Raw genomic sequence first — 11978 nt, 5'->3', positions numbered from 1 at the left:
GGCCGGCGAGACCGTGTGCGACCTCGGCGCCGGCACCGGCGCGGTCGGGCTCGCGGTCGCGCTGGCCTGCCCGGAGGCGCGGGTGATGCTGGTGGAGCGGGACGGGGAGGCCGCCGCCCTCGCCCGCATCAACGCCGAGGCGAACGGGCTCGCCGCCCGGGTCCGGGTGGTCGAGGCCGACGTGACGGCGCCGGGCCGCGAGCGACGGGCCGCCGGCCTCCTGCCCGACACGGTCGACCTGCTCCTCACCAACCCGCCGTTCTTCGAGCCCGGCCGGCACCGCGCCTCGCCGGTCGCCGCGAAGGCCTCGGCCCACGGCTTCTCCGAGCCCGGCGGTCTGGAGGCATGGCTGCGCACCTGCGCCGACCTCCTACGCCCCGGCGGCCGCATGGTGATGATCCACCGGGCCGATGCGCTCCCGGCCTGCCTCGACGCGATGGCGGGGCGGTTCGGCGGCCTCTCCGTCACGCCGGTCCAGCCGCGGGCCGATGCCGCGGCGAACCGGGTGCTGGTGGCGGGCGTGCGCGGCAGCCGGGCCCCGTTCTCCCTGTTGCCGGCGCTCGTGCTGCACGGGTCGGACGGGCGGTTCACGCCGGGGGTCGAGGCCATGCACCGGGGCGGAGCTGCATAGTCCGATGTCGCAAGATCGGCCGCCGGTCCTGCGAAAAATAAAGATCCGGGCGGACGAACATTTGGCCGGCCAGCGCGACCGTTCTTGGTGTCTCTCACAAAACTCCCGATCACCGCCTCGGCTTGCTGTGGCAGCGACATTGCGGCGGGAGTTTTGTGAGGTGCACTTAGCGGTACGAGCGAAGATGTCTTTCGAGACGAGCTCGGCGTGCAGCGACCCGGTGGGCGGCCATCACGCGGACCGGGCCGACGACGAGAGCCGGTTCACCGCACTGCCGTGCGAGCCGGATCGGGATCCGCCGGATCTTCTGCAGCGACCGGGGCACGCACGCGCGAGCCCGACCTTCCGCTCGATTTTCCGGGGATGAGCCGCCGGCCCGGTGGCGCATCCGCGCCGGCATCCCGGAGACCGGCATCGCCGGGCCGACATGCGCGGCGGGTTTCGTCGTGGACCAGGTTGCAGCCCTGATGCCGCCCGGTCACAGCGCCGCCAGCGGGTTGAGCGCGGCGTTGCGGGCCGGTAGCGGCGCCAGCATGGTGAGCGCGAAGCCGCCCGGCGCGTAGTCGGTCGCGACCTCGGCCTGGACCTGGGTCGTCAGCACCCGCTGCAGCAGGCGCGAACCGAAGCCCTGGCGGGTCGGCGGCGCCACCGCGGGGCCGCCGGATTCCTGCCAGTGGAAGCGCAGGCGCGGGCGGTCGGGCCCGGGTTCGAGGCTCCAGCGGATCCGCACCCGCCCGGCCCGGTTCGACAGGGCGCCGTACTTCGCGGCGTTGGTCGTGATCTCGTGGATCGCCATGCCGATCGGCACCGCGACCTCGGAGGGCAGATCGACTGCCGGGCCGTCGAGCTCGACCCGCCCGCCAGTCCCCGGCTGCATCGCGCCGTCGGCATAGGGGCGCAGCTCGTTCTCGAGCAGGGTGCGCAGGGAGGCGGTCTGCCAGACGTCCTCGGTCAGCACCGAATGGGTGTGGGCGAGCGACATGATCCGGCCGACGAACGCCTCGTAGAAGCTGTCGATGCTCGACGCGGTGCGGGCGGTCGAGCCGACGATCGCCTGGACGGTGGCGAGCGTGTTCTTCACCCGGTGGTGCAGCTCGCGGATCAGCAGCGACTGGCGCTCCTCGGCGAGCCGCCGGTCGGTGATGTCGGCGACGACGCCGATGAGCCGGCTCGGCAGGCCGGCCGGCCCGTCGCGCTCGAAGCGGCCGGCCATCTCGATGGTGCGCCAAGCCGTGCCGGCCTCGTCGGGGCCGCCGCGGCGGATGCGGGTCGTCGCGTGCAGGACCCCGTCGCTGTGGAGCGCCGCGGTCACAGCCTGGCGGAACGCCGCCTTGTCCTCCGGGTGCACCACCGTGCGGAAGAACTCGCGCATGCTGATGGTGCCGTCCTGCGGGCGGCGGCCAAAAATCTCCCACATGCGCTCGTTTTCCCAGAGCGACTGGTCGGCCAGCACGTGCCACTCGAAGATCCCGAGCGCCGCGACCGTGGTCGCGACCCGCAGCCGCTGCTCGCGGTCGTGCAGGGCGCGCCGCGCCTCCTCCCGGGCGGTCACGTCCTGGACGATGCCGGCCATGCCGGCGAGCGCCCCGTTGGGCCCCGGGATCGCCCGGCCGCGGGCCGAGATCCAGGCCTCCTGGCCGTCGCGGGCCCGGCGGAACCGCAGCTCGACCGCATAGGGGAGCGCCTTGGCGACGGCGTCCTCGACGGTCGCGCGGACCCGGTCGAGGTCGTCGCGGGCGACCGCCTCCCGCAGGACGGCCCAGGTCGGCGTCGCCCCGGCCGGATATCCCAGGATCGCGGCGGCCCGGTCGGACAGGACGATGCGGCCGTCCGCCGGGCTCCAGCTCCACTCGCCGAGGCCCGCGGCGGCGAGCGCGAGATGCCCCTGCTCCCGGAGCGGATCCTCGCGGGGCGTCGTCTCCTCCGAGATGGCATCGACCGCGACGACCCGATGCCCGTCCCGCTCCAGCCCGGCGCGCAGCCTCAGCCGGACGGTCGATCCATCCGCTCGGTGCCAGACCGTCTCCCCGGTCGCCGGGTCGCCGTCACTCTCGCCGAGGGTCCGACCGACCAGGCTACCGGGCGCCGTACCGAGCAGGGCCGCCAGCGCCGGGTTGGCGGCGACGATGCGCCCGTCCGAGCCGGCGACGCAGGCGAGGCCGACCGGCGCACCCTCGAAGGCGAAGCGGGAAAGGAGGTCGTCCGGCAGGCCGGGAGCGGCGTCAGGCCTCTGGTCCAAGGCGGCGCATTCCTGATGGGTCCGAGGGCGACGGGCGCGGCACCTCGCGCCTCGCCTCCTGCGCGAGATCCCGAACCGTAGAGTCCGCCCGGCCCGGCTTGGCGGTTCGATGGAAAACATGCCTCCCCGGGCGCCCGGCGGCAAGGTCGAACGTCGGTGCGGCACCGGCGGTGCGGTGGCGCATGCTCCGCGCCAGAGGGCGTCCGGACCGAGCCGCGGGTCTCTGCGCGCCGGCATGGAGCGGATCGCCGCGAACTCGGCCTGCGCCGAGCCTTCGGGGCTCCGGCGGTCGGCCCGTGCCGGCAGACCGCCCTGGGCCGGCTCGGCGAACACGTCCGACAGCCCCTCCGCCCGCCGGGCGGAGAGGCGTACCCGCTCGCGCAGCGCCCGGGCAAGTTCGGGGATGTCGAAGACGACCGCATTCGGGGCGCGATCCCGGCACGGGCCGATGCGCCGCGACGGCGACCGGCCCGGCCGCTCACACCCGCACGAAGGTCAGGTAGGTCGGCCGGCGGCCCTCGGCGGTGGTCTTGGCCTCGTAGCGGGTGCCGGGCCATTCCGGCCACGGGGTGGTCCAGTCGGCGCTGCGGGTCGCGGTCCAGCGCAGGGGGGCGCACGCGGCGGCCCGCACCAGGGTCCAGCCGACGTAGTCGTCGATGTCGGAGGCGAAGCGGAACTCGCCGCCGGGCTTCAGCACCCGGGCGATCTCGTTCAGCGATTCCTCCGAGACGAAGCGGCGCTTGCGCTGGCGGCGCTTCGGCCAGGGATCGGGGTAGAGCAGGAACACGCGGCCGATGCTGGCATCCGGCAGGCGGGGCAGGAGCTCCATCGCGTCGCGGTCCCAGAACCGGACGGTGTCGATTTCCTCCTCGTCGACGGTGCGCAGAAGCTTCACCACGCCGTTGACGAAGGGTTCGCAGCCGATGATGCCGGTGCCGGGATTGAGCCGGGCCTGGGCGGCGAGGTGCTCGCCGCCGCCGAAGCCGATCTCGAGCCAGGTCTCGGAGACCGGCCGCGGGAAGAGGGCGGCGGGATCGAGGGGGCCGGCCTCGGGCAGGCGCAGGCGCGGCAGGAGGTCGGCGAGGCGTTCCTCCTGGCCCGGGCGCAGGCGCTTGCCCTTGCGCCGGCCGTAGAAGGCGCGGGCCCGCTCGGGCCCCGCGTCGGTGTCGTGGTCGTCCATGATGTCCCGAAGCCAAGGAAGGGCGTATGGACGCCCCGTTAGCATCGGGGCGCCGGATCAGGCCAGGGCGCTCTTGAGCTGGCCGACGAGGTCGGTCCGCTCCCACGAGAAGCCGCCGTCGGCCTCGGGCTCGCGGCCGAAATGGCCGTAGGCCGAGGTGCGGGCGTAGATCGGCTTGTTGAGGCCGAGATGGGTGCGGATGCCGCGGGGCGACAGGTCGACGAGCTGGCCCAGGACCGACTCGAGCTTGGCCTCGTCGACCTCGCCGGTGCCGTGCAGGTCGACGTAGATCGACAGCGGCTTGGCGACGCCGATGGCGTAGGCGAGCTGGATCGTGGCCTTGCGGGCGAGGCCGGCGGCGACGACGTTCTTGGCGAGGTAGCGCGCCGCGTAGGCCGCCGAGCGGTCGACCTTGGTCGGGTCTTTGCCCGAGAAGGCGCCGCCGCCGTGGGGCGCCGCGCCGCCGTAGGTGTCGACGATGATCTTGCGGCCGGTCAGGCCGGCATCGCCGTCGGGGCCGCCGATCACGAACTTGCCGGTCGGGTTGACGTGCCACACCGTGCCGTCGGTGACCCAGTTCTCCGGCAGGGCGGCGCGGATGTAGGGCTCGACGATGGCGCGCACGGCGGCCGAGTCGAGCGACTCGTCGATGTGCTGGGTCGAGAGCACGATCTGCGTCGCCTCGACCGGGCGGCCGTCGACGTAGCGCACGGTGACCTGGCTCTTGGCGTCGGGCCCGAGCTTGGCGGCGTCGCCCGACTTCGCCTTGCGGGCGTCGGCCAGGTCCTTGAGGATCTTGTGGGCGTAGTAGATCGGCGCCGGCATCAGGGCGGGCGTCTCATCGGACGCGTAGCCGAACATGATGCCCTGGTCGCCCGCGCCCTCGTCCTTGTTGCCCGCGGCATCGACGCCCTGGGCGATGTCGGCCGACTGGGCGTGCAGGTAGATGGCGACGTCGTTGTTCTTCCAGTGGAAGCCGTCCTGCTCGTAGCCGATGTCCTTCACGGCCGCACGGGTCAGCTCCTCCAGGTCCTTGAAGGTCACGGAATCGGGGCCGCGGACCTCGCCGGCGATGACGATCCGGTTGGTGGTCGCCAGGGTCTCGACGCCGAGGCGGGCCTCCGGCATCACCGCCAGGTAGGCGTCGACGACGGTGTCGGAGATGCGGTCGCAGACCTTGTCCGGGTGGCCCTCGGAGACCGACTCGCTGGTGAACAGGTAGTTGGAACGCGGCATAGGATGCGAAGCCCTCAAGGTCCCGTCGAGCGCGGCGCACCGACCGACCCTGCCCGACACATCGATCCTTGGGGTTCTGGCAGCCGGAATCCCGAACGTCAATCCGACGGACCGAAGGCGTCCGGTTTATCGAACGGATATTGCCCGGACAGCGCGTGGTCGATCGCCCGCACCAGGCTGCCGAGGGACTGGCGCCGCTCCTCGTCGAGATGGGTGTCGGCGGCGCGGGCCACGGCCTCGGCGAAGTCGGTCCACCCGGCCTGGGTTTCCAAGCGGGCCTGCGGTCGGTCGCTGAGCCCCGGGGACAGCTGGTCGCGGCCCGGCATCCCCTCGAAGAAGAAGCCGACCGGCACGCCGAGCACCCGCGCCACCACGTCGAGGTCGGTGGCGCTCAGGCGGTTGGCGCCCTTCAGGTATTTGCCGAGCTGGGACAGCGAGACGTCGAGGGGGTTGGCCAGGGCCTCGCGGCTCAGGCCGGCACGCAGGCGCCTCTCCTCGATGAGGCTGCCGATATGGACGTCGCGGAGATCCGCGGGTTTCCCGGCCATCTGGCGGCTCGCAGGTCGGCCCGCGCGTCGCGGCGCGGCATGAAAGGCGACGCCGGATTGTTGATTCCCGACCATTGCGATCGGGTAAATGCCCGCGCTTTGGCCGAACGGTTCATCCGTCTTAGCGGATGACGGTGGGTGAACCGGACCGGGCGATCATGCCCACACCCGGCCTTAACCCGTTCCGACGGAAGGTGCGGGGGATGCCGCGCCCCTCTCCCGAAATGATCTCGCTCCCGACGCCTCCCGCATCCGCCGAGGCGGCCCATGGCCCGCGCGGTCGCGGGCGATGATGGACCCCTTCGACATCTGCCTGCGCTTGGGCGCCGCGATCCTGGCGGGCGGCCTGGTCGGCGTGAACCGTGAGATGCATTCGAAGCCCGTCGGCGTGCGCACGCTCGGGCTCGTCGCACTCGGCGCGGCCCTCGTGACCATGGCCGGGTCGGGCTTCTCCGGCGACGGCACCGACGCCAATGCGAGCCGGGCGATCCAGGGCACCATCACGGGGATCGGCTTCCTGGGGGCCGGCGTGATCGTGAAGGGCGAGGGCAACCGGGTCCACGGGCTGACCACCGCCGCGGCGATCTGGGTAACGGCTGCCCTCGGCATCCTGTGCGGGCTCGGCGCCTTCCTGCCGCTCGCGCTCGGCACCGTGTTCCTGCTGCTGACGCTGTTCGTCGGCGGCTTGATCGACCGGGCGATCGACCTGCGCCGCCCCGCCAGGCACGGTCGGCCCGGGAGCGACCCGGCCTCACGGTAGCGACGCGCCGGACGCGGCGGTCCTCCCTCGGGTGAGCGGCAAGCTGAACAAGCCGGGTGAATGCCCGGCCGGCCAATGCCCGGTCGGGGGTCAGTCCGGCACGGTCAGGGTCAGTACCAGGGAGGCCGCCAAGACCTGTCGGCCCGAGGCGTCGCGGACGTTGGCGTGGCACCGAAGACCATCGTCGCCGCATCGTTCCGTCGCGAGCATATTGACCAGCACGGACCGCACGTAGTCGCGGATCGCACTCGTATCCGCAAGCTCGATCCCTACGTCGTCGAAGGTGGCGACACCATCGAACGTATCGACGTAGACCATCGGCATTGCGTCAACCTTCGCAAGATCTGAACAGGGTCTACTACCGATCGAAGCGCGAAAGGTTCCCCCGTAGATCATGGTCGAACGAGCGCTCGCCCTCGACCGCGCCCCCGGGCCGGCCTCCGCAGACCCGCGACGCCGCGACGGCCTGCGGGTCCGCGAACTTCGCACCGCGCCGAACGTAGTCCCTCGGAACGCCGCGAGGCGCCGGACCGGCCGGCCTCGCCGAGACGACGAGAGAGACAGGATCATGGCCTACGACACCGACATCCCGCCGCACCTGTCGGTGCAGCGCGCCGGCACCCCGGCCCCGATCGATGCCGACAAGCCGAACACGGCGATGCTGAAGGGCGACATCGATTCCGGCCGCAGCGGCGACAAGGTCGAGGTGTTCGACCCCGGCATGGCGATGCTCGGCACCTGCGAGGAGGCGGGCGGCAACGCGCTGTCGCCGAAGGACATCGCCCGCGCCCGCCTCGCCGAGATCAAGGAGCGCTGGCGCCTGTCGCCGCGCAAGCCGGGCTACGCGCACGACCGCGCCGACCCGACGCTCGCGCTCTATGTCGGGTTCATCGGCGTCGCGGGGGTCGGGCTGTCGGCCGCGATCTGGCTCGCCAGGACCGTCGCCTGACGGCATCCCGGCGGATGTGAGGAGTGATCCCGGCGGCGGTGCGCCGCCGGGACCGTCTGCGCGTCAGGCGCGGCGGAATGCCAGGGCGGCGCGGAACGGTGCCGCGACGAGGGTGCACAAGGCGCCGACCGTGAGGACGAGGGCCACCGAAAGGAGCGCCCCGAAAATGCCGATGAAACGCACGCTGCTGCCTCGCTGGGCTGGCTTGGGGCCGGGTCGAGTCCGCGGCCGGGTCGAGAAGCAGGAGGCGCCGCAATCAAGGCAGGAGTGAGGACTCCGCATCACGCTCAAGCTGAAATCGCCTGCGGCGTCGGACCACGGATCGTCCTGTGAATCTCCGGGGACGGTACGCCGGGCCCGAGCGGCAGGGCACCGGCGAAACGGCTCCGCCGCACTGCGCCTGGGCAGCCGGCCCCGCCGCACAAAAGGACGCCCACCGGAGGGATAGGACCTCGGCGGGCGGACCGTCTTCGGCGAATGGGGAACCCGCCTTCGAGAAGAGAACGTGACGCGAGCGGGGCGGTTCCCGGCGTCGCGCCACGCGTCCCGGGGGGCCTATTCCCCGGCGGCGCCCTTGGCCGTCTTGGCCGCGGGCTTGCCGGTCGCGGGCTTCTTGGCCGGCGTTTTCTTTGCGGCCTTCGCCGTATCGCCCGCGTCCTCGGTACCGGTGGCCTTGGCGGCCGCCTTCCGCGCGGCGGGCTTGGGCTTCGCCTCGCCGTCCTCCGCGGCCATGTCCTTCGCCGCGGCCTTGTCGGTCTTCGCCGTCGCCTTGCCGGCGGTCTTTGTCGCGGTCTTGGCCGTGCTCTTGGCCGGCGCCTTGCGGGCGCCCGCCTTCTTCTTCGTCCCACCGCCGGCCTCGCGCCGGGCCGCGATCAGGCGCAACGCCTCGTCGAGGGTCACGGCCTCGGCATCGGCGCCCTTGGGCAGCGTAGCGTTGATCTCGCCGTCGGTGACGTAGGCGCCGTAGCGTCCGGCCTTGACGGTGACCGGCTTGCCGGTGTCGGGCGTGGTGCCGATCAGGCGGCCGGGATCCTGCGCCGGGCGGCCGCCGCCCTGCTCCTTCTGGATGATCAGGTCGATGGCGCGGTTGGCGCCGACCTCCAGCACGTCGTCGTCCTTGCCGAGATTGGCGTAGGTCTTGCCGTGCTGCACGTAGGGCCCGTAGCGGCCGATATTGGCCAGGATTGGCTCGCCGGTCTCCGGGTGACGGGCCACCTCGCGCGGCAGCGACAGGAGCTTGAGCGCCTTTTCGAGGTCGACCGCCGAGGGCGCGAGCCCCTTGGGCAGGGACGAGCGCTTGGGCTTCTCCGCCCCCTTCTCGGCCGAGGCCTCGCCGAGTTGCAGGAACGGGCCGAAGCGGCCGTCGCGCAAGGTCACGGGCAGGCCGGTCTCGGGATCGTCGCCGAGCACCCGCACGCCGGGCTGGCCGCCCTCGCCGGAGCCCTCGCCGTCACCGTCGAGGCCGGTGGCGTTGAGCTGGCGGGTGTACTTGCATTCCGGGTAGTTCGAGCAGCCGACGAAGGCGCCGAACTTGCCGAGCTTGAGCGAGAGCTGGCCGCTGGCGCAGTTCGGGCAGGCACGGGGATTGCCGCCGTCGGCCTTGGCCGGGAAGATGTGCTCGGCGAGGAGCCCGTTCAGCGCCTCCAGCACTTCCGTGGTGCGCAGTTCCTTGGTGCCGGCGATCGCCGCGGAGAAGTCGCGCCAGAAGTCGCGCAGCACCGCCCGCCAGTCGATCTCGGCGTTGGAGACCCGGTCGAGCTGCGATTCGAGATCGGCGGTGAAGTCGTACTCGACGTATCGGCGGAAGAAGCTCTCGAGGAAGCCGGTGACGATCCGGCCCTTGTCCTCCGGCACCAGGCGCTTCTTGTCGATCTTGACGTATTCTCGGTCGCGCAGCACCTGCAGCACGGCGGCGTAGGTCGAGGGCCGGCCGATGCCGAGCTCCTCCATCCGCTTGACCAGGCTCGCCTCGGAATAGCGCGGCGGCGGCTCGGTGAAGTGCTGGGTGGCGGCGATGCGCTCGCGGGCGAGCCCGTCGCCGGCCTTCATCGGCGGCAGGCGGCGGGATTCCTCGTCCTCCTCGTCGTCCTTGCCCTCCTGGTAGAGAGTGAGGAAGCCGTCGAACTTCACCACCTGGCCGGTGGCGCGCAACTCGATGCGGCGCGGGCCGACCTGGGCCGAGATCTCGACGGCGGTGCGCTCGAGCTCGGCCGATTCCATCTGGCTCGCCACCGTGCGGATCCAGATCAGCTCGTAGAGCTTGGCCTGCTCGGGCTCGAGGAAGCGGGCCACGTCCTTCGGCAGCCGGGCGAGGTCGGTCGGGCGCACCGCCTCGTGGGCTTCCTGCGCGTTCTTCGCCTTGACGCTGTACTTGCGCGGCGCGTCCGGCACGTAGGCGTCGCCGTATTCGGCGCCGATCACCTGGCGGGCCTGGGTCACCGCCTCCGGCGCCATGTCGACGCCGTCGGTCCGCATGTAGGTGATGAGGCCGACGGTCTCGCCGCCGATCTCGATGCCCTCGTACAGCCGCTGGGCCACCCGCATGGTCTGGGCCGGCGCCAGCCCGAGCTTGCGCGAGGCCTCCTGCTGCAGGGTCGAGGTGGTGAAGGGCGGCTGCGGGTGGCGCTTGGCGGGCTTGGCCTCGACCGAGGCTACCGTGAAGGTGGCGAGTTCCAGGTCGCGCCGGAAGGCCTCGGCCTCCTCCGCGTTGCCGACGTCGAGGCGCTGGATCCGCTTGCCGTCGGCGCCGACGAGGCGCGCCTCGAACACCGCACCGCTCTCGGTCTTCAGCGTGGCGACGATCGACCAGTATTCGCGCGGCTTGAAGGTCTCGATCTCGCGCTCGCGGTCGCAGACGAGGCGCAGCGCCACCGATTGCACCCGCCCCGCCGAGCGGGCGCCCGGCAGCTTGCGCCAGAGCACCGGCGAGAGGTTGAAGCCGACGAGGTAGTCCAGCGCGCGGCGCGCCAGATAGGCGTCGACGAGGGCCTGGTCGATCGCCCGCGGCTGGGCCATCGCGGTCGCGACCGCGTCCTTGGTGATGGCGTTGAAGGTGACGCGCTCGACTGGCACGTCCTTGAGCACCTTCTTGGCCTGGAGCGCCTCGAGCACGTGCCAGGAGATCGCCTCGCCCTCGCGATCCGGGTCGGTCGCCAGGATCAGCTTGTCGGCGCCCTTCACGGCCTTCGCGATCTCGGCGACCCGCTTCGCCCCGCGATCCTCCAGCTCCCACAGCATATGGAAGTCCTGCTCGGGATCGACCGAGCCGTCTTTCGCCGGAAGGTCCCGGATATGCCCGAACGAGGCCAGCACCTCGTAGTCGCTGCCGAGGTACTTGTTGATCGTCTTGGCTTTGGCCGGCGACTCGACGACGACGACTTTCATGGACGGGCTGCCTCTTCGAAGAGCACACCGCGGCAGATCGGGCTTCAACTTGTGCGGGGCGGCCGGCGCGGGGTGTCGCGCGGCGAAGCGGACAAGTGGGTGATGAAGGAGCGGTTGTCAAATACCGGCGATGGTCCGCAGGCGATCCTTGCGGCGGGCCTGCGCCGCTCCTATAGCCCTGGTCCCAGGATGAGCACCCAGGCACCCCCCGGCTTCCCGCACCGCCACCTCCTCGGCATCGAGGGCCTCTCGCCCCTCGACATCGCGGCACTTCTCGACCGTGCCGACGAGGCCGTCGAGATCAGCCGCCAGGTCGAGAAGAAGCGCACGACCCTGCGCGGGCGCACCCAGATCAACCTGTTCTTCGAGCCCTCGACGCGGACCCAGTCCTCGTTCGAGCTCGCCGGCAAGCGCCTCGGCGCCGACGTGATGAACATGTCGGTCGCCTCCTCGTCGGTGAAGAAGGGCGAGACCCTGATCGACACCGCCGCGACCCTGAACGCGATGCGCCCCGACATCATCGTGGTGCGCCACCACCAGGCCGGCGCGGTGCATCTGCTGGCCCGCAAGGTCGATTGTTCGGTGGTGAATGCCGGCGACGGCGCCCACGAGCACCCGACCCAGGCGCTCCTCGACGCGCTGACCATCCGCCGCAACAAGGGCCGGATCGAGGGGCTGACGGTGGCCATCTGCGGCGACGTCCTGCACTCGCGGGTGGCGCGCTCGAACATCATCCTGCTCATGGCGCTCGGCGCCCGGGTGCGGGTGATCGGCCCCTCGACCCTGCTGCCGCCGGGCCTGCCCCGCTTCGGCGTCGAGGTCTTCACCGACATGCGCAAGGGGCTCGACGGCGTCGACATCGTCATGATGCTGCGGCTCCAGCGCGAGCGGATGAACGGCTCCTTCGTGCCCTCCGTGAAGGAATACTTCCGCTATTTCGGCCTCGACGGCGACAAGCTGAGCCACGCCAAGCCCGACGCTCTGGTGATGCATCCCGGCCCGATGAACCGCGGCGTCGAGATCTCGTCCGAGGTCGCCGACGGCGCGCAAT

The 11978-nt window shown here is 71.8% G+C and carries 10 protein-coding genes; 4 read left to right on the top strand and 6 right to left on the bottom strand.

Translation table 11 applies throughout. The annotated features are described in order from the left end of the window. Positions 1-631 (top strand): tRNA1(Val) (adenine(37)-N6)-methyltransferase (locus HPY23_RS01525; protein WP_200649543.1); only part of this gene is annotated, 631 nt, incomplete at its 5' end. A 478-nt stretch (positions 632-1109) separates the two neighbouring features. On the opposite strand, the gene HPY23_RS01520 is transcribed toward HPY23_RS01525, so the two are convergent. The 4 genes from HPY23_RS01520 to HPY23_RS01505 form a co-directional block, all read right to left on the bottom strand. Then, on the bottom strand, positions 1110-2870 hold the full coding sequence (locus HPY23_RS01520) for a sensor histidine kinase (protein ID WP_236012905.1): 1761 nt from the start codon (positions 2868-2870) through the stop codon (positions 1110-1112). A gap of 478 nt (positions 2871-3348) precedes the next feature. Then, positions 3349-4050 carry a tRNA (guanine(46)-N(7))-methyltransferase TrmB gene (trmB, locus tag HPY23_RS01515; RefSeq protein WP_091889016.1) on the bottom strand — a complete coding sequence of 234 codons (702 nt, stop codon included), beginning with the start codon at positions 4048-4050 and terminating at the stop codon, positions 3349-3351. Between the two features lie 57 nt (positions 4051-4107). Beyond that, the gene (gene metK, locus HPY23_RS01510) at positions 4108-5286 is read right to left on the bottom strand and encodes a methionine adenosyltransferase (RefSeq protein ID WP_091889014.1); all 1179 of its coding nucleotides are present in this window, start codon (positions 5284-5286) and stop codon (positions 4108-4110) included. 98 nt (positions 5287-5384) lie between these two features. After that, entirely contained in the window at positions 5385-5834 is a 450-nt protein-coding gene (locus tag HPY23_RS01505; protein WP_091889012.1) for a helix-turn-helix domain-containing protein, read from the bottom strand. A 289-nt stretch (positions 5835-6123) separates the two neighbouring features. On the opposite strand from HPY23_RS01505, the gene HPY23_RS01500 reads away from it, so the two are divergent. After that, positions 6124-6594 carry an MgtC/SapB family protein gene (locus tag HPY23_RS01500; RefSeq protein ID WP_091889010.1) on the top strand — a complete coding sequence of 157 codons (471 nt, stop codon included), beginning with the start codon at positions 6124-6126 and terminating at the stop codon, positions 6592-6594. A 90-nt stretch (positions 6595-6684) separates the two neighbouring features. Here the strand turns inward: HPY23_RS01500 and HPY23_RS01495 are convergent, their stop codons facing one another. Further along, entirely contained in the window at positions 6685-6918 is a 234-nt protein-coding gene (locus HPY23_RS01495; protein ID WP_091889008.1) for a DUF6894 family protein, read from the bottom strand. A 244-nt stretch (positions 6919-7162) separates the two neighbouring features. Here HPY23_RS01495 and HPY23_RS01490 point away from each other — a divergent pair, with 244 nt between their 5' ends. Continuing rightward, on the top strand, positions 7163-7543 hold the full coding sequence (locus HPY23_RS01490) for a hypothetical protein (RefSeq protein WP_091889006.1): 381 nt from the start codon (positions 7163-7165) through the stop codon (positions 7541-7543). 555 nt (positions 7544-8098) lie between these two features. Here the strand turns inward: HPY23_RS01490 and topA are convergent. Next, positions 8099-10927, bottom strand: coding sequence for a type I DNA topoisomerase (gene topA / locus HPY23_RS01485; RefSeq protein WP_091889004.1), 2829 nt, complete (start codon positions 10925-10927; stop codon positions 8099-8101). 189 nt (positions 10928-11116) lie between these two features. Between topA and HPY23_RS01480 the strand changes: the two genes are divergently transcribed. Continuing rightward, a partial coding sequence (locus tag HPY23_RS01480) for an aspartate carbamoyltransferase catalytic subunit (RefSeq protein ID WP_200649542.1) occupies positions 11117-11978 on the top strand: 862 nt, incomplete at its 3' end.

The organism is Methylobacterium ajmalii (assembly GCF_016613415.1).
GTDB classification, from domain to species: domain Bacteria; phylum Pseudomonadota; class Alphaproteobacteria; order Rhizobiales; family Beijerinckiaceae; genus Methylobacterium; species Methylobacterium ajmalii.
Note: the sequence above shows the minus strand (reverse complement) of the source record. Positions and strands in the feature narration are given on the sequence as shown.

What these genes read in the sequence shown, in the direction of transcription:
- trmB (WP_091889016.1), bottom strand. Translation starts at nt 4,050, where the DNA reads ATGGACGACCACGACACCGACGCGGGGCCCGAGCGGGCCCGCGCCTTC.
- metK (WP_091889014.1), bottom strand. Translation starts at nt 5,286, where the DNA reads ATGCCGCGTTCCAACTACCTGTTCACCAGCGAGTCGGTCTCCGAGGGC.
- HPY23_RS01505 (WP_091889012.1), bottom strand. Translation starts at nt 5,834, where the DNA reads ATGGCCGGGAAACCCGCGGATCTCCGCGACGTCCATATCGGCAGCCTC.
- HPY23_RS01500 (WP_091889010.1), top strand. Translation starts at nt 6,124, where the DNA reads ATGATGGACCCCTTCGACATCTGCCTGCGCTTGGGCGCCGCGATCCTG.
- HPY23_RS01495 (WP_091889008.1), bottom strand. Translation starts at nt 6,918, where the DNA reads ATGCCGATGGTCTACGTCGATACGTTCGATGGTGTCGCCACCTTCGAC.
- HPY23_RS01490 (WP_091889006.1), top strand. Translation starts at nt 7,163, where the DNA reads ATGGCCTACGACACCGACATCCCGCCGCACCTGTCGGTGCAGCGCGCC.
- topA (WP_091889004.1), bottom strand. Translation starts at nt 10,927, where the DNA reads ATGAAAGTCGTCGTCGTCGAGTCGCCGGCCAAAGCCAAGACGATCAAC.